Origin of the sequence: Cytobacillus sp. (assembly GCF_964223445.1) — a bacterium.
Taxonomy (GTDB): domain Bacteria; phylum Bacillota; class Bacilli; order Bacillales; family Cytobacillaceae; genus Cytobacillus.
The window spans coordinates 1-16,543 of sequence record NZ_CAXQGS010000063.1 but is presented as its reverse complement, the minus strand read 5'-3'; the positions used below and the strand labels follow the sequence as shown (position 1 = coordinate 16,543).

15 protein-coding genes, 1 pseudogene and 1 riboswitch are annotated in these 16,543 nt (G+C 40.6%); of the genes and pseudogenes, 4 read left to right on the top strand and 12 right to left on the bottom strand.

The window, feature by feature from the left end:
* Window positions 1–14: 14 nt before the first annotated feature.
* The gene (gene sspL / locus ACEQ1T_RS12000; RefSeq protein WP_206838059.1) at window positions 15–152 is read left to right on the top strand and encodes a small, acid-soluble spore protein L; all 138 of its coding nucleotides are present in this window, start codon (window positions 15–17) and stop codon (window positions 150–152) included.
* Window positions 153–254: 102 nt separating this feature from the next.
* Here the strand turns inward: sspL and ACEQ1T_RS11995 are convergent, their stop codons facing one another.
* The 10 genes from ACEQ1T_RS11995 to ACEQ1T_RS11950 form a co-directional block, all read right to left on the bottom strand.
* Window positions 255–1,145: a 5'-3' exonuclease H3TH domain-containing protein gene (locus tag ACEQ1T_RS11995; protein WP_206838063.1), complete on the bottom strand. Its 891-nt coding sequence runs from the start codon at window positions 1,143–1,145 to the stop codon at window positions 255–257.
* Window positions 1,146–1,224: 79 nt separating this feature from the next.
* Entirely contained in the window at window positions 1,225–1,827 is a 603-nt protein-coding gene (locus tag ACEQ1T_RS11990) for a hypothetical protein (RefSeq protein ID WP_206838066.1), read from the bottom strand.
* Between the two features lie 91 nt (window positions 1,828–1,918).
* Window positions 1,919–2,755, bottom strand: coding sequence for a sulfurtransferase (locus ACEQ1T_RS11985; RefSeq protein WP_206838068.1), 837 nt, complete (start codon window positions 2,753–2,755; stop codon window positions 1,919–1,921).
* On the bottom strand, window positions 2,752–2,943 hold the full coding sequence (locus ACEQ1T_RS11980; protein ID WP_206838071.1) for a hypothetical protein: 192 nt from the start codon (window positions 2,941–2,943) through the stop codon (window positions 2,752–2,754). The genes ACEQ1T_RS11985 and ACEQ1T_RS11980 overlap by 4 nt, the downstream gene beginning before the upstream one ends.
* Window positions 2,944–2,971: 28 nt before the next feature.
* Window positions 2,972–3,721, bottom strand: coding sequence for a DNA polymerase beta superfamily protein (locus tag ACEQ1T_RS11975; protein WP_206838073.1), 750 nt, complete (start codon window positions 3,719–3,721; stop codon window positions 2,972–2,974).
* Window positions 3,722–3,749: 28 nt separating this feature from the next.
* On the bottom strand, window positions 3,750–7,412 hold the full coding sequence (locus ACEQ1T_RS11970; RefSeq protein WP_206838076.1) for a dynamin family protein: 3,663 nt from the start codon (window positions 7,410–7,412) through the stop codon (window positions 3,750–3,752).
* 396 nt (window positions 7,413–7,808) lie between these two features.
* Window positions 7,809–8,372 carry an isoprenylcysteine carboxyl methyltransferase family protein gene (locus tag ACEQ1T_RS11965; protein ID WP_206838077.1) on the bottom strand — a complete coding sequence of 188 codons (564 nt, stop codon included), beginning with the start codon at window positions 8,370–8,372 and terminating at the stop codon, window positions 7,809–7,811.
* Between the two features lie 4 nt (window positions 8,373–8,376).
* A complete protein-coding gene (locus ACEQ1T_RS11960; RefSeq protein WP_206838078.1) occupies window positions 8,377–9,459 on the bottom strand; it encodes a type III polyketide synthase in 1,083 nt (360 codons plus the stop codon).
* Window positions 9,460–9,927: 468 nt separating this feature from the next.
* Window positions 9,928–11,238 carry a nucleobase:cation symporter-2 family protein gene (locus ACEQ1T_RS11955; protein ID WP_370223102.1) on the bottom strand — a complete coding sequence of 437 codons (1,311 nt, stop codon included), beginning with the start codon at window positions 11,236–11,238 and terminating at the stop codon, window positions 9,928–9,930.
* Window positions 11,235–11,837: a xanthine phosphoribosyltransferase gene (locus ACEQ1T_RS11950; RefSeq protein ID WP_206838081.1), complete on the bottom strand. Its 603-nt coding sequence runs from the start codon at window positions 11,835–11,837 to the stop codon at window positions 11,235–11,237. Before ACEQ1T_RS11950 ends, ACEQ1T_RS11955 begins: the two co-directional genes overlap by 4 nt.
* Before the next feature lie 153 nt (window positions 11,838–11,990).
* A riboswitch (purine riboswitch) is annotated at window positions 11,991–12,092 on the bottom strand.
* Between the two features lie 359 nt (window positions 12,093–12,451).
* Between ACEQ1T_RS11950 and ACEQ1T_RS11945 the strand changes: the two genes are divergently transcribed.
* From ACEQ1T_RS11945 to ACEQ1T_RS11935, 3 genes are read left to right on the top strand one after another with little or no spacing between them, the layout of a single operon-like run.
* Window positions 12,452–12,601 carry a cytochrome c oxidase subunit 2A gene (locus ACEQ1T_RS11945; protein ID WP_113884615.1) on the top strand — a complete coding sequence of 50 codons (150 nt, stop codon included), beginning with the start codon at window positions 12,452–12,454 and terminating at the stop codon, window positions 12,599–12,601.
* A 21-nt stretch (window positions 12,602–12,622) separates the two neighbouring features.
* On the top strand, window positions 12,623–13,099 hold the full coding sequence (locus ACEQ1T_RS11940) for a cytochrome c oxidase subunit II (RefSeq protein WP_113884614.1): 477 nt from the start codon (window positions 12,623–12,625) through the stop codon (window positions 13,097–13,099).
* Window positions 13,099–14,754 (top strand): b(o/a)3-type cytochrome-c oxidase subunit 1, encoded by a 1,656-nt coding sequence (locus tag ACEQ1T_RS11935; RefSeq protein ID WP_370223101.1) that lies wholly within the window; start codon window positions 13,099–13,101, stop codon window positions 14,752–14,754. The genes ACEQ1T_RS11940 and ACEQ1T_RS11935 overlap by 1 nt, the downstream gene beginning before the upstream one ends.
* A gap of 34 nt (window positions 14,755–14,788) precedes the next feature.
* Here ACEQ1T_RS11935 and ACEQ1T_RS11930 read toward each other — a convergent pair whose 3' ends face one another.
* Together ACEQ1T_RS11930 and ACEQ1T_RS11925 are read right to left on the bottom strand one after the other, a co-directional pair.
* Complete coding sequence (locus ACEQ1T_RS11930; RefSeq protein ID WP_206838084.1) at window positions 14,789–15,709, bottom strand: DMT family transporter; 921 nt, start codon at window positions 15,707–15,709, stop codon at window positions 14,789–14,791.
* Window positions 15,710–15,774: 65 nt separating this feature from the next.
* Window positions 15,775–16,500 (bottom strand): annotated as a pseudogene (locus ACEQ1T_RS11925) (carboxypeptidase M32); the annotation flags it as partial.
* Window positions 16,501–16,543: the final 43 nt, after the last annotated feature.

Below are 16,543 nucleotides of genomic sequence, written 5' to 3'. Positions count from 1 at the left end.
GGGAGGTGAATAAGATGAGCAAAAACGGACATACAAACAGAGGAAAAAAAGCACCTGCCGTAAACCCTCAAGGATACGGGCAGGATGCTGAATTTTCAGAAGAGCCTAAAAGCAAGCTGGAGGATGCAGCGAAGAAGAAGAATACTAAATAATGCTTGGATGGCCGCCTTTGGCGGCTTTTATTATTTATGGGGAATATTGGGTCTAAGAGGACAGCCATAAAAAAAACCCCAGGCAGCAGCCTGGAGTCACTATTATGCATATTCCTTTTTTATATCAAGAAATTTGTGAAGTCCGCGGAATTCGATTTCAGTGAATTTCTCCATGACCTTTTCCCGGTTCATTGTGAATTGTGCCAGGTCGAGAGGGCATTCAACTGGTACATCGCATTTTATTTCGGCGAGCTGTCTGCTCAAGTGCAGCATTTCAAGATCCTGTTCGATCTTGGCACGCTGTCCTTTTGTAAGCTGTTCCAGGTTTTCCAGTACCCCTTCAATATGCTCAAATTGCTGCAGCAGCTTCAGCGCTGTTTTTTCGCCAATCCCTTTTACTCCGGGATAATTATCACTGGTATCTCCCATGAAGGCTTTCAAATCGATCATTTGCTTTGGTGTTATTCCCTTTTCTTCATAAAAAGTTTCCGTCGTATGCACAAGATAATTGCCGTAGCCTTTTTGCAGCAAAATAACAGAGATATTGTCATCCAGAAGCTGCAGTATATCCTGATCGCCAGTAAGAATCAGAACTTCCGCTTCCTGGCTTGCTTTTCTTGCAATGGTGCCAATGCAGTCATCGGCTTCGTATCCTTCAAGGCCAATATTAGGCACATCAAAAGCTTCAACAACTTCTTTTACCAGATCGAATTGAGGCACAAGTTCAATCGGAGCTTGAGGACGGTTTGCTTTATAGGCATCAAACATTTCCGTACGGAAGGTTTTGCTTCCCATATCCCAGCATACAGCCACATGAGTCGGGTTAAAGGAAGAAACAGCGGTTAAAAAGTGTTTAACAAACCCGTGAACTCCATTTGTAGGTATTCCTTTTGAATTTATCATAAATTGACCGGACATGGCTGTTGCAAAATATGCCCTGAACAGCAGAGCCATGCCATCAACCAGCAGCAGTGAAGATTTGTTCTCGTTCATTTTTCCGCCTCCCGATTATAATCATAACAACTATTATAACATGGGAAACTCTCGGTTTCTCTTGAAAAGTTTGACAGCCTTATTCTGTTTCCCTTATTAACTCAACTCCATGTTCTTCCAGTTCATAGTAAGTAGCGATTCGCGCCTTACGGATATTATTATTTATAGGATACGCATATGTAGTTCCATCTTTAAAGGTAAAGATTAATTCATCATCAGACATAACACCCATTTTGTTTATGACTGTTTGCCTGGCTTGTTTGATTTCCTGCCAATTATAATGCTTCTCCTTCAAACCGAATAATGTATTAAAATGGACACCATTCTTATCAATATAGTGGTAATAATCAAAACTGAGAATCACAGTAGCCATTGAAAATAAAAAACATGCTCCTGTTATACATTTCGCAATCCTGCCGAATTTTTCAGCACTGTGCATCCAAACCCCCGCTAAGATAAAAACCCCCATCGATGCCAAAGCTATGCTAAATGTAACATAAGCGTCTTTAGGCGCTTCGAAAACCCAGGTCCCTTCAGGCCTGTAAAATTGCGCCTGGAATGGTGAAAGCAGGAATATAGGAATAAAAATTGCTGACAATATTAGGATGATTGCAGTTGTTACCAATATTTGTTTTGTATCAGTCCTTTGTTTTTTTGTGATCGTGTAGCCCGAAGTATTCATTTAACCCCTCCATTTTCAAAAACTATTAAACTTTTTAAATTATATAATAATTTCAACAGTAAAAAAATCCCTTTTTTAAAAAGGGACTTTTCTATTTTTCGACAGTTTCTATTTTATTCCTTTCATAAGATATCCAATCACTGAAGCTTCCAGCATATAATTTAACATTAGGAAAACCAGCTTCCTTTAATGCCAGGAAATTAGGTGCTGCTGTTACCCCTGATCCGCAATAAACAATTACTGGTTTATTCTTATCAATGTCCGCAAACCGTTTTTCCTGTTCCTCTGCTTCTTTAAACCTGCCATTTTTATACGCTTCAAACCAAACTCTATTGATTGCTCCCGGGATATGGCCGGCTTTTTTATCAATGGGCTCTTCCAGTCCCAGGTATCTCTTTTCCTCTCTGGAATCAACTATGACAGCAGTATCCTGATTATCGGTAAATTCTTTAACTTCTTCGTATGAAGCAAATATGTCAGGCTGCAGTTCGATTTTGAAGTCAGCCTGCCCAAAGCGTGGGACCTTATTATTCAAAGGATAGGCGCTTTCAGCCCATTCTTTATATCCACCGTTCAATACATAAACTTTATCATGTCCCAAATACCTTAGAAGCCACCAGAACCTTGCAGCAAAAGCCCCTTCTCCTCCATCATAGGCAATTACTGTAGTATCTCTGCTGATTCCTGCTTTCTCAAGTACTTCTCTAAATTGAGAGGGATCTGGAAGCGGGTGCCGGCCCCCATGCTCTTTCACAGGGCCTGACAGATCCTTCTCTAAATCAAAATGCACGGCATTGGGAATATGGCTGAGATTATATAAGCTGCGCCCTTCTTCAGGTGACCCAAGTTTAAAGCGGCAGTCGGCAATTCGGATATTGGGATCATCCAGTTTGGTTAATACCCATTCCTTTTCTACATGATACTTCATTTAAGGTTCTCCCCTTTCCTCTTTTTCATCAGGCGTTTTATATGTTCCTTTGGAGTCCAGCAGTTAAATTGATAGTCAGGTTTCGTTTCATAGCCCAGTCTGCTGCAAAAATAAACCATTCCTTCTTTACGCTTTTCAGGCTGGAAGTTTACGCAGGTTGCACATGCATGAAAAGAATTTTTCTCCATAGCTCTCCCTTTTCTTCTCAGAATGATTTTAAACTTTCAACAGTTCCCAAAGCCATTCATTCAGTCCGGATACTTTGCCTTTTCCTTTAGGCATTAATTCACCGGCTGTATAGAGTACTTCCCTTTCTGACTCAAGTGTCTCAGCTATTTGATTTGCTAAATGCTCCTGAATAAGAACCCCACTTTGTTTTGCATTTGCCAGGGTCTGATAAAAGCGTGTAATGTCATCCTCTTCCTTTATGCAAAAGAGACCTGTATACAAAAAGTCTCCGTTTATATTGCTTTGCTGAATCAGCTGCCTTGAAATTAGGCAGGCTCTTACCGCCTGGATTAGCAGTTTCTGTTTCTTAATTGTAAATCCCTCTTTTTTTGCCGCTTCCCCAAGATTACGTGAAAATAGCAGGGTGTAATGCTGGAATAACTTATATCGTGAGAACTCTTTTTCCGCGATACTCCTTAGCCTATTGGAGAAGTCATCCTTATCCTTGTAGATGATGGGAGAGTATGCCCATTCAAATATACTTGGATTGGATTTTTGCATAAGGTCAAATGCTTTAAAAATATCCCAGCCGTGCGCATCATAAGGGGTATCTGCATCAATAACCTCGTTTGCACGTTCAAGGGAAAGATATGCTTTCAGATCCTTATGTTTAAAGATGAAGCGGATATCATAATCTGATTCCGCATCATCTGTCCCCCAGGCCCTGCTTCCTGCTTCACATGCAAAAAGGATGTCAATATTGTATTTTTCTTCAGCAGCGGAAAGCCATTTTTCCATACGAAAAGCAGCAACCTTTCAATACCTATTATTCGTAATGTGCAATGTTCCTCTCAATTTCTTTCAGCTCTTCAATTGGGAAATCATCTTTTAATGCAGCCGTAATTCCTTCATAATATTCGCTGCTCTGTTCAATCAGCGAATTGAGCAGCCGCTCAAATTCAGCCGTCAGCAGGCTGCTGTAATGGAATTTCAGTCTGGTGCTTTCAGCTTGCAGATAACGGTCTGCAGGTTCCTGCAGATTCTTCTCCAGTTCATCCGCTAGCTGCTTGCGTTCATTCTTTTCAAAAAATGCTTTCGGATTTTTAAAGTAGGATAGAGCTTTTTTAAATTGATTCGGGTCTTCGTTGGAAAATGCTGAATCAAATTCAATACTTTCCATTTTTAATGGCTCATATGAGCTAAAAGACAAATCACTGTTCACATTGGCGGCTTTTTTAGAAATAGTCTCCTGCTGCTGGCCGATCAGCTTGGAAATATAGGCTTCAAGCCTCAATGTTGTTGCGCGAAGCTCCTGGGCAAAGTCAAACCCGAAGCTTGCAAGGAATTCTTCAAGAGCGATTTTAAGCATTTTCTTTAAGTTCCGTCCATCATCCTTCAGGACTGAAGGGTTGAAAGCCTCCTTAACAAAGTCGAAGAAACGCAGAAATACTCTTTGCTTAATGTAAAAAACAAGCTCATCCGTTTCCTGTTCAAGCCTTTGGGACAGCAGTTCGGATTTTTGTCCACGGATAATCTCTGTAACCGTTTGATGCTCTTCCTCAAGCAGTTTCAGCTTTTCAAACCTGACTTCTTTATTTTCCTGTGAGGAAGAAATGTAGGTCCTCAGCTGGGCTAAAAGGCGCCTCCACTCTGTTTCTGCTGATGAAATGGAAATATTCAGCAGGTCTTGATTTATAAAGGAGTAAAAGCTTTTTTCAAATGAGCTGATATTGGAAACTTCCTCTTTGCTGCTATCCAGCTTCTCTGCCAGAGCTTGGAGGCTTGAAATGCCAGACAGATGCGGCCGGCGGATTCCGTATTGCACCAGCTGCTCTTCAACGTATTCCAGTACTGAATCCTTTTCTTCTTCATTATTGGCAAGGTCAATGGCATTGACGATAAAGAACATTTTATCAAGGGAGAAGGTGTCCTTGACCCTTCCCAGCTGAATAAGAAACTCTCTATCGGCTTTTGAAAAGGCATGATTATAATAAGTTACAAAAAGGATTGCATCCGAGTTTTTTATATATTCAAATGCTACCCCGGTATGCCTCGCATTAATCGAATCTGCCCCAGGTGTGTCAACCAGGGTAATTCCCTGCCTTGTCAGTTCACAATCAAAGTAAACCTCTATAGTCTCAACGAAGCATGATTTTTCCTCATTGGCTACATAATCCCCAAACTCCTCCAAATCAGCTTTTATGACTTTCCCAAGCTGATCCGTAAAGAAATCAAAACCTCTCAAAAATGCATTAAGGAATGCAAAGTGTGTCTTTTCATTAGCATCGAAATCCTGGTTTTCCCCAGTGATCTTCTTAATCGCTGCAGCAGCATCGCCGAAGTTTCCTGCAGAATAATCAAAGAACTTCAATGAATGATTGATATCATTTAAGAGAGTCTGTGAATCCTTTACTTTTACAAGAACGGTTCCATGCGCATTTTCAGCCGTAACAGGCTTAATTTTGTTAATTGCAGCTGTTGTCGGATTTGGTGAAACCGGAAGCAATTTATTCCCGATTAAAGCGTTGGCAAAGGAGGACTTCCCTGCACTAAATGCACCAAAAAGGGCAACTGTGAATTCTTTGCTCTCAAGCCTTGATGCTTTGTCTGCCAAATCAGCTGCAAGCTTTCTGAAACCTGGGATATCTTTTACTGCATTAGCGGTGAATTGAAGCTTTTCTATAACAGGCTGAACGGAAACCGCAGGAACAGTTTCCCCTGTCTGCTCTTCCTCGTCAGATTTTTCAGGTTTCTTGAGGATCTCTTCCTTCTCAATTTGATCTTCATGCTGAAAAACAACTTCAGCTTCATCGACATCTTCTGCTGCAAGCATTTTGGCTTGCTCTTGAAACTCATCATGAGCAAAGTCACCTGCCAGATAGACTTTCATCTCGGCAGATGCCTTAATTACTTTTTCATTGAGAGCTTTAATTGCGCTAAGGGCTTCAGCATAGGCAGTAAGCTTGCGAATTTCATTTACCAGTACCGTCTGATCCTGGATGTTATTATCTTCAAGCGCTTTCAGAAGTGCATTTTTCAAGAAAGCTGCGTTCTTTTTGGCAATTCTCTTTACAGCCTCTGCGGTGTCGTTCGTATACTGAAGTACATAATCTCCTGAAACCATAGCGCCGGATTTTACTGTTTCAGCTAACACGGCTGGTTCAAAGGAAATCTTGAAGCTCTGAACTTGTGCAAGAATTTCTGAGTCATGGATATTATGCTGCTTGAACTGCTGTAAAAACAGCTCTTTTATATGCCACTCCAGCTGAGACTTAACCTTTTCGGAAAAATCCTGATAGAAGCGGTCAAGACGCACTGACCTTTCCTGCTCCGTTTTCTGTTTGCTGAAAAATAGGCCAATTTTAAACGAAGGCTGGCACGACTCAAGATAAGATTCAGCGAGTTCCCTCGTCTGGAAAGGCATTAAATAAGCGTTTTTTAGAATCTCATCTATCTTTCCGGTTAACTCAATATCAGCTTCATGTAAGGAAGACTTTAGCTTATTCAACTGATTCTCTAACTCTTGCAGCCTGTTTCCGAGCTGATCCCGTTCATCCTGATCTAATTCAGACAGTTTTTCTTCCCATTTATCTTTTTCAGCTGCATGAGCGTCTCCTAAAAATGCCAGATGATCCTCTGTTAATTTCTTTAAAGAATTAAAAACGGACTGGGGCAAAAGCTCTTCACGGTTATCAATGCTGCTGTTAATAAAATTCTGAAGTGCCTTAAAATCATTTGCCTGGTGATTTTCGTCTTTTAATGTGGTGTAAAAAATCTGCGCAGGCTTTACTCCCCAGGATGCAAATGATTCCTTTACGCTTTCTTTAAATTGTTCAAAGCTGAGTTCTTCATCCCGATGTTTATCAATTTGATTGATAACAAGATAAACTTCTTTTCCTGCAGCCGTCAGTTCTTTTGTAAAAAGAAAATTTAATTCCGACTGGACATGGTTATAATCCATAACATAAAAAATGAGGTCAGCCAAATGAAGAGCAGATTCAGTAGCAATTCTATGCGCATCATCTGTAGAATCGATTCCAGGTGTATCCATAATTACTGCCTTCTTGGGCAAACTGGTGGCAGAATGGCTTATTTCAATGGAATGAATGGAATCTCCGTCCTTGCAATAGGATTTTACCTGTCCATAATCATACGGAGCAGGATAAAGCCTCGGCTTTCCTTCCTTAAAAATAACTTTTGCATAATCTTCCTCACCAGATTTGACTTTTACCAGATTGGCACTGGTTGGAATCGGCGAGGAAGGTAGAAGGTCCTCTCCTGCAAGCTTGTTAATCATGCTCGATTTCCCGGCGGAAAAATGTCCGCAAAAAGCGATGGCAAATTCCTGGTCTCTTAGCTTAATTAAGAGATCTTTAGCTCTTTTAGCTGTCTGGCTATCCCCATTTCTCTGGGCGAAAGTATATATAGCAGTTATTCTGTTCATTAATTCAGTTTGCTGCAATCCTGGTTGCAAAATCGTATCAGCCATTTCCATTAATCCCCTTGTAACTTTAATTTACTTCCTATTTTAAATGATTTTCGTTTATTTTCCTATATAGGACAGTTTATTCTTTGATTTTTCTAATATTTATCAGCAGCATGCTTTTATTCTATGTTCATTTGCTTATATCTTCGCATGCGTTAAAAAAAACAAAAACCAGGCCTCTGCCTGGTTTCAAAAAATACTATTATCTTGTATGTGGTTTAGCTACGTTATTTAAAACATGTTTCATAACTAGTGAGTAGGCAGCAATTGTGCCTGCAACAAATAGAATTGTCATATGTAGCAACACCTTCCTGTTGGAATGATATTGAGAATAATTTTCAAATTCAATTAGAAGTTTATCACGAACGATAATCATTTTCAATAGGGATTTTAAAATTGTCAAACTTTTTTAATATCTCTATTCATGCCAGGTCTTAATCGTAAAAACGCTTCTTCGTATTCAGTCAATTCTTTCAGTGCTTTTTCTTCGGCTGGTATCCTGACCGAAAGTACCATTATGTTTAGCAGGGTAAATACAGCTGCTGTTAAATAAGCCTGAAACATGAAAGGTATCACGAGAAATTCAGCAGCTACAATTACATAATTGGGATGCTTTATAAAGCGGTATGGCCCCCTTCTGACAACTTTGGCACCCGGCATGACAATGATTTTGGTATTCCAGTATTTCCCTAAGGAAAACAGTGCCCATACTCTTCCTGTCTGGGTAAGAAAGAAAAGAATCAGAATAATGGGCCAAAAAGGGGACAGGTCTTTTTCAAAGATGGTTACTTCAAGCAGATAGCAAATAAAAAAGGAAGCATGAACCGCTACGATCCAGGGATAGTGCCGCTGGCCAAATTCCAGTGCGCCCCTTCCTTTCATCCACTTTTCATTATTTCGGGCAATAGCAAGCTCCGCTGCCCTCTGCAAAATGATGACGGCAATAAATAGTTTGAACAGCATGAATTCACTCCCATTCCAGCAGCAATAATTCCGAGCTAAATCCCGGGCCGAGTGCAGCTGCAAGTCCGGTATCTCCCTGTCGGCCTATCTGCATAAACCTTTTCAATACGTAAAGAATGGTTGCAGATGACATATTTCCGAACTCCTTTAATACATCAAGCGAAATTCTGGTCATACCAGGATCGAATTGCAGTGCTTTTTGATAAGCATCAATGACTTTTTTTCCGCCAGGGTGGGCAACAAAATGGTTTATTTTCCCCATTTCTATGCCTTTTCCCCTTAGAAATTCCGTTACATTTGGCTTAAGCCAGCCCTCTATTATTGATGGTATATCCTTTGAGAAAACCACATATAAACCTTCATTCTTTACTTCCCAGCCCATTACATCCAAAGAATTGCGCATCGTTGTTGATTGGGACCCCACAATTCTCGGAATGGCTGATACCTTTTGAAAATCCCTTTGAACGTCATCACCCGTTATCAGCGCACATGCTGCACCGTCAGCAAAAAGAGAGGTCCCGATTAGATTGCTCTTTGACCGGTCATTGCGCTGAAAGGTCAAACTGCATAATTCTATGGTTAAAACCAGTACTTTTGCTTCAGGGAAAGCCAGGCAATATTCATACGCTCTTGAAAGGCCTGAAGCACCGCCCGCACAACCCAGTCCCCATATCGGTATTCGCTTCGTATGTTCAGAAAATGGAAGCTTATTCATGATTCTTGCTTCAATGCTCGGTGTGGCAATTCCTGAACTAGAAATAGTAAAAATGGCATCGATTTCTTCGCAATGGAGATTCCTGCTCAAGAAAATGTCATTTTCCAGACAGCACATTATAGCCTTTGTACCCAGTTCAATAGCCTGTTCAATGTAAGCATTGTTTCGATCTTCAAATGATTTATCTGTTTTAAACCATTCAAGTCCCTTAGCAAAGTGGCGTTTTTCAATTTGGCCGTTTTGGAAAGCTTTCAATAAACGTTCAATATCCTTAAAGGAATCTGAAAATAAATCTCTGGCAAAATCCATTACCTGATCCTGGGTCAGAATATGTTCAGGTATTGCTTCTGCAACTGATACAATTGCTGGCATACATGATTCTCCTCCGCTTGCTTTCTTTTATTTTTTCCAAATAAAAGCAATTTATGTTCAAAATTGTCTAATCAAGCAAAAAAAAGCTTCCCCCATTAGGAGGAAGCAATGTGTTTTGAAGGAGTTGTTGTGCATCTTTATTATAATGGAATAACTAAATGAATAGCATTACTAAATCTTTTCCAATTCAATAGGTATGGCTGGCCAATGACAAAGTTATTCGGATGCATCCAATCCATTATTCTTTTTATGGTGCTTTTGTACTTCTATATATATTTTTTTCGTAACCAGGATACCGCAAGCAGCACAAACCTCTTCTTCATTATATAAAAGCCGGCAGTTATCACAATAATATTTCTCCATCACATTACACTCTCTTTCTTGCGAGAAACAATCGCTTAGGAAATGTAAAATACCGATAGAATATTATATTGATTGCCAGAATTATTGTGATTGCCGCAAGAAGAATTATGAAGCCTTCTGCTCCGCAAAAGATGCAGGCTGAACTGCTTTTTTACCTTTAGCAACATTGAATACGATGTTTAAAAGAATTGCCGTCACACTGCCCGCCACTATTCCATTATCAGTCAGGATGCGCACACTGGAAGGCATTTGCGCGAATAATTCAGGTACGGCTGTTACTCCCAATCCCATCCCGACAGAGCAGGCAATGATTAATAAATTTTCCTGAGAGGAGAATTCAACTTTGCTGAGCATTTTTATTCCATAAGCGACTACCATACCGAACATGGCTACCATTGCGCCCCCTAATACGGGAGTTGGAATAATTGTTGTCAATGCGCCGATTTTCGGAACTAGCCCAAGCAGTACAAGAAAAGCCCCAGCTGTATATATAACATTTTTCGTTTTTACGCCTGACATCTGAAGAAGTCCGACGTTTTGGGAATATGTTGTATAAGGAAAAGCATTAAAGACAGCACCCAGGATGATTGCAAGCCCTTCTGCACGATAACCATTTGACAGATCCTTTTCTTCCAATTTTTCTTCACAGATATCACCCAGAGCAAAATAAACGCCCGTAGATTCAACTAAACTGACCATTGCTACGAGAATCATAGTAAGGATCGCAGTCACCTCAAATGTCGGCATGCCAAAATAGAATGGTGATGGCATATGAAACCAGGAAGCTTCTCCAACTGCAGAGAAATCTACCATGCCCATGAAAAACGCTGTAATGGTGCCAGCAGCCAGCCCAAGCAAAATGGCAATCGCACGAATAAAGCCTTTAAAGAAGCGGAAGAGAATAATGATGAACAGCAAAGTTCCAAAAGCCAATGCAATGTTTGTCATGGAACCAAAGTCAGGGCTTCCCTGTCCTCCAGCCATGTTGTTCATAGCAACAGGAATTAACGTAATTCCGATAATTGTAACTACCGACCCTGTTACAACAGGCGGAAAAAATTTCACCAGTTTTCCAAAATACTTTGAAACAGCTACAACAAACAAGCCTGAAATAAGGATCGAACCATAGATTGCTGGTATTCCATATTGCCCGCCAATCGCAATCATAGGCCCAACGGCAGTAAATGTGCAGCCAAGAACAACCGGAAGGCCAATCCCAAAAAATCTGCTGCGCAATACTTGAAGAAGTGTTGCAATACCGCACATAAAAATATCAATTGAAACTAGATAGGTAAGCTGTTCCCCTGTTAATCCCAATGCTCCTCCTACAATCAATGGTACAATTACTGCGCCTGCATACATGGCAAGGACATGCTGAATTCCAAGGGAAGCAATTTTAACCGGATTCTGATTCATCGCATCAATTCCTCCATTTTCTTTGCTGTTTTATCAAAGCTGATTATGCCGCTTTCAAGCGAGTCAATAATTGCTAAGGATTCAACCCGAAATCCCTTTTCCCTCAGCAGCTGTCCGCCATTTTGAAAGCCTTTTTCAATAACGATTCCAATCCCTGCTATAGCTGATCCCGCTTTATTCGCTATATCCGCAAGACCTAATGCTGCCTGTCCATTCGCTAGAAAATCATCGATAATAAGAACATTGTCTTTTTCTGAAAGATATTTCTTTGAAACAGAGATTTCACTTGTTTCTTCCTTAGTAAAAGAATAGACAGAGGCTGTAATCAGGTCATTTACCAGAGTAAGAGATTTTCTTTTTCTCGCAAATACAACTGAAACATTCAACTGGAGCCCCGCCATTACAGCTGGCGCAATCCCCGAAGATTCGATAGTCAATATTTTTGTAATCCCGCTGCTGGAGAATCTATCTGCAAATTCTTTGCCGACTTCATGCATTAGCTGAGGATCTATTTGGTGGTTCAGAAAAGAATCCACCTTTAAAACTGACGGCGATAAAACAATCCCTTCGCTCTTTATTTTTTCAATAAGCATATCCATTTTGCATCCTCCTCTATGATAGAAAGCCTTCAATTACTCATTCCAGCCAAATAAAAAGCCTGAAACCCATCGCATTCACAACATAAAAATGAGTGAAGCAATGGCCTTCAGGCTAATGATCTAAGCTGCAGGCAAACAAGGATGACTAAAGCGTCCTGTACATTGCTCACTCATAGTCGGATCATTTACGGTAACCCGGTAGAAACTTGCGAGCCATATCCTCGCGATTATATGAGTGAATGTTATTAATTTATTAACATTATAACATCATTTACTAATACTTCAATCAAAACTTTAACTAAATACGAACTAAACAATAAATTACCAGAAAATTGTTCGCTAATCAGATAATTCACCCTCTTCAGTATGTTTATTTTAAATAATTTGCCTACTTTCTGAAGCTCAATTAAACCTTCACAGTTTTTTCACAATTTAAAGGAGTTTTTTGTGACATAAATCACTTAAATATCAATTTTTCACTATTATCATAGTGTTTAAGTTACGAATGAACAATTTGTGAACTCACTGAAAGCATCTAGAATCTTCCTAAATGTTTTGTATTATGAAAGTGTAATCATTTACTTTTTCCAAATATTCGAAAGGAGTGAAGGGCAATGGCGAAAACGGAACTCAGCCGAAAAACAAAAACTGAAATAGAGGATAGCTCTTCCTTAAAGGGAACGCTAGCTTCCGTTTTCTTATTAGGATTCTTCCTGATCATTACATGGGTGGGTGTTTATTCACTATTTATCAGCCGCTTTTAGAATTAGAAAGGGGAAAAAGCCATGCATATGCATAAATTTGAAAAGGCCTGGCTCACTTTTGGAATCGGATCGCTGCTTGTTTTTTTAACAGTCCTGGGAGTCAGCGCATTTTACCTGGGCAATCAGCCCCCAAGCTGTTTGGCAACAATCGACCCTGAAAAGGTCGATACTACCGCTCCATTTAATGAGCCAGGGCTGAAAAAGGTAGAAGGGAAAGATTGGGATTACGAATTGGTATACGTAGCATCTGCGTTTTCCTATAGCCCAGCTGAAGTAGAGGTTCCATATGGTGCCAAAGTGAAAATTATCGCAACAACCAAAGATGTCGTCCACGGTTTTGAAGTTGCGGGATCAAATATCAACATGATGCTTGAACCCGGCTATATCAGTGAACATGTTACAACATTTGATAAAACTGGCGAATACTTAATTGTATGTAATGAATATTGCGGTGTTGGTCACCACATGATGTCGTCTAAAATTAAGGTGGTGGAATAATGTTAAATCCTTCAGCAAAATTAAAAGTTGACCGCCGTGACGGAAAATTGGCAATGGCTCACTTTTTCGTTGCATTTACAGCTTTAGCAGTAGGCGGCCTTGCTGGTTTATTGCAGACTTTGGTCCGCTCCGGTAAATTCGAGCTTCCTGCAGGCATCGGGTATTACCAAATTCTCACGGTTCACGGTGTTGTACTCGGACTTGTACTTACCACCTTTTTTATAATGGGTTTCCAGATAGCAGCGACAAGCAAAACATCAGGAACCCTTACAAATAAACAGCGGATTGCCGGCTGGATCGGTTTTTGGCTGATGACTGCAGGAACTGTTCTTGCAGCTGTTATGATCCTGCTGAATGAAGCTACTGTTCTTTATACTTTCTATGCTCCTCTTCAGGCACATGCATTGTATTATATCGGTTTAACACTTGTTATAGTGGGAAGCTGGATTGACGGGGCAGCCATCATTATGAAGTATGCAGAATGGCGAAGAAGAAATCCCGGACAGCCGAGTCCGTTATTAACCTTTATGTCATTGGTCAACACGATGATGTGGATTGTGGCAACAATCGGTGTAGCTTCTACCGTTCTTTTCCAGCTTCTTCCTTGGTCATTGGGGTTTGCAGAAACAGTAAATATCGGAGTCAGCCGTACTTTATTCTGGTATTTCGGACATCCGCTTGTTTATTTCTGGCTATTGCCTGCATACATGGCCTGGTATGTTGTTATTCCCAAGGTCATCGGCGGAAAAATATTCTCAGATTCATTGGCACGTTTGTCATTCATTTTATTCCTGCTTTTCTCAATCCCTGTCGGATTTCACCATCAATTAATGGAGCCGGGAATTGATCCAGCATGGAAATTCTTTCAGGTTATCCTGACATTCCTGGTTGTCATTCCATCTCTGATGACTGCATTTTCTCTATTTGCCACTTTTGAAAGCTTTGGCCGTTCCAAAGGGGCCAAAGGATTATTCGGCTGGGTAAAAAAACTGCCTTGGGGAGATGCGCGATTTACTGTTCCTTTCATCGGGATGGTTGCCTTTATTCCAGCGGGTGCAGGCGGTATCGTTAATGCGTCCCACCAGATGAACCAGGTTGTCCATAACACGATATGGGTAACCGGCCACTTTCACTTAACAGTGGCAACATCTGTAGTACTTACATTCTTTGGGGTTTCTTACTGGCTGATTCCTCATCTGACAGGAAGAACATTAACAAAAGCGATGAATAAATTAGGAATCATCCAGGCAGTTATCTGGGCAATCGGAATGACATTCATGTCTGGTGCCATGCATGCTGCCGGTCTTCTGGGAGCACCGCGCCGTTCATCATACTCTGAATATGGCGGAGCAGCACAGGCAGCAGAATGGATTCCATACCAGGTTGCACAGGCAATCGGCGGTTCTATCCTATTTATAGGCATCATCTTAATGCTTTATATCTTCATCAACCTTGCCTTTTTCGCACCAAAGGGAGAGCAGGAATTCCCTATAGGAGAAGCTGCCGATGAAGCCGACAAAGCTCCAATGGTATTTGAAAATTGGAAGCTTTGGCTTGGAATTACGGTTGTTCTTATTCTATTTGCCTACACCATCCCATTTATAGATTTAATTCAAAATGCACCTCCCGGGGCTAAAGGATATAAGCTTTGGTAAAAAAAACACTCCGTTCCACTATGGACGGAGTGTTTTAGTGTTCAAGCTTGCTTGATTCAGCCACGATTCCTGCATTTTTCCTTTTTGCGGGCAAATTCACAATAATTACGGAACTGAGTATCAGCAATGCGCCTGCAATCTGGACTACACCGAGACTTTCCCCGTAAAGTGTGACTCCTAGAAGCATGGCCACGACTGGTTCAACTGTAGCGATGACAGCTGCCCTGCTTCCATCCGTTTTTTCCAGACCCCATGTATATACAAAATAGGCAAGAACCGTAGGAACAAATCCCAAACCAATACTAAGAAACAAAACTTCAGTGTTCAAAAAAACTGAAGCTTTTGTCCATAGCTTTGTTACCGGGATAAGAAATACCGAAGCTATTAGGAATGTATAAAGCGTAACTGTAAAGGGATGATACTTTCTTAAGGCAAATTTCCCGAAGATTGTATAAAGTGCATAGCCAAACCCGGCACCTAATCCCGTCAAAATTCCAAGAAGAGTAATATCACTGCTGCCCGCTGATAATCCGGCAACTAGAATGCAGCCCACAATGGTGCCTGCCACAGCTGCAACCTTTCTTAGGTTTATCCCTTCCTTTAAAAACAGGTAAGATAATATAGTCACAAAAGCCGGAGCGGTATAAAGCAGAACGACTGCCAATGAAATGCTGATCTGGTTCATTGCTGTGAAATAACAATAATTAAAAAAGACGATGCTAAGAATTCCGGTTCCAACAAAAAACCGGATGTCAGAGGCAGATTCCAGTTTAAAGCGATTCCGGAAACGCATAATTCCGAATAGAACGAGAAATATGGCCGCAAAAAAAACTCTCACAGCCACAATTTCCATAGCTGAGAATCCAAATTCCCCGAGCCCTTTTACAAATACAGCAATAATCCCCCATAGACTTGCTCCTAACGCAATCATTAAGAATGGAAGTATTTTCTTCATTATTTCTCTCCATGAAGTAAGAGGATGGCTGAGGCCACCCTCTTACTCAAATTATTAATAGAAACCTATTTCAACTGATACACCTTACCATACTTATCATATAGATAGTTAATTAAATGCTGGGCATTCAGGCCTTCACCCGTTACGTCATTTAAAATTTCAAGCGGTTTTTTCATTTTACCGAACTGGTGCACATTTTGGGTAAACCACTCTTTGATTGGCAATAGATTGCCCTCTTCAAGTAATTCATCATAGTTTGGCAAATCCTTTAACATGCTGTTTTTAAGCTGTGCTGCATACATATAGCCTAAAGCATAGGAAGGGAAATAGCCGAAGCTTCCTCCTGCCCAGTGGACATCCTGCAGAATGCCTTCGCCGTCATTTTCAGGCTTTACTCCCAGATATTGTTCATATTTTGCATTCCAGATTGCAGGAAGGTCTTTAACTTCGATTTCATCATTGAACAAGCCCTTTTCAATTTCATAACGGATGATGATATGAAGCGGATATGTTAATTCGTCTGCTTCAATACGGATTAAAGACGGCTTTGATTCATTAATGGCACGATAAAATGCATCTATCGGCACGTCATCAAATTGACCGCTGGCATATTCTTTAAGAAGGTCATAATTCCTTTTCCAGAATGAAAAATGTCTTCCAACAAAGTTTTCATAAAATAATGACTGTGATTCATGAATTCCCATTGATGTTCCAGAGCATAGCGGAGTTCCCACCAGGTCAGAAGAAATATTCTGTTCATAAAGAGCATGCCCGCCTTCATGAATCGTGCCATTAATGAATCAAAGCCGTCTTTAATCCGTATTGAAGCAGACG

Coding starts and splice junctions, on each gene's coding strand:
- ACEQ1T_RS11965 (WP_206838077.1), bottom strand. CDS start 8,372: ATGCTGTTCAAACTATTTATTGCCGTCATCATTTTGCAGAGGGCAGCG.
- ACEQ1T_RS11935 (WP_370223101.1), top strand. CDS start 13,099: ATGTTAAATCCTTCAGCAAAATTAAAAGTTGACCGCCGTGACGGAAAA.
- ACEQ1T_RS11945 (WP_113884615.1), top strand. CDS start 12,452: ATGGCGAAAACGGAACTCAGCCGAAAAACAAAAACTGAAATAGAGGAT.
- ACEQ1T_RS11995 (WP_206838063.1), bottom strand. CDS start 1,145: ATGAACGAGAACAAATCTTCACTGCTGCTGGTTGATGGCATGGCTCTG.
- ACEQ1T_RS11950 (WP_206838081.1), bottom strand. CDS start 11,837: ATGGATATGCTTATTGAAAAAATAAAGAGCGAAGGGATTGTTTTATCG.
- ACEQ1T_RS11940 (WP_113884614.1), top strand. CDS start 12,623: ATGCATATGCATAAATTTGAAAAGGCCTGGCTCACTTTTGGAATCGGA.
- ACEQ1T_RS11980 (WP_206838071.1), bottom strand. CDS start 2,943: ATGGAGAAAAATTCTTTTCATGCATGTGCAACCTGCGTAAACTTCCAG.
- ACEQ1T_RS11975 (WP_206838073.1), bottom strand. CDS start 3,721: ATGGAAAAATGGCTTTCCGCTGCTGAAGAAAAATACAATATTGACATC.
- ACEQ1T_RS11985 (WP_206838068.1), bottom strand. CDS start 2,755: ATGAAGTATCATGTAGAAAAGGAATGGGTATTAACCAAACTGGATGAT.
- ACEQ1T_RS11960 (WP_206838078.1), bottom strand. CDS start 9,459: ATGCCAGCAATTGTATCAGTTGCAGAAGCAATACCTGAACATATTCTG.
- ACEQ1T_RS11970 (WP_206838076.1), bottom strand. CDS start 7,412: ATGGCTGATACGATTTTGCAACCAGGATTGCAGCAAACTGAATTAATG.
- ACEQ1T_RS11930 (WP_206838084.1), bottom strand. CDS start 15,709: ATGAAGAAAATACTTCCATTCTTAATGATTGCGTTAGGAGCAAGTCTA.
- sspL (WP_206838059.1), top strand. CDS start 15: ATGAGCAAAAACGGACATACAAACAGAGGAAAAAAAGCACCTGCCGTA.
- ACEQ1T_RS11955 (WP_370223102.1), bottom strand. CDS start 11,238: ATGAATCAGAATCCGGTTAAAATTGCTTCCCTTGGAATTCAGCATGTC.
- ACEQ1T_RS11990 (WP_206838066.1), bottom strand. CDS start 1,827: ATGAATACTTCGGGCTACACGATCACAAAAAAACAAAGGACTGATACA.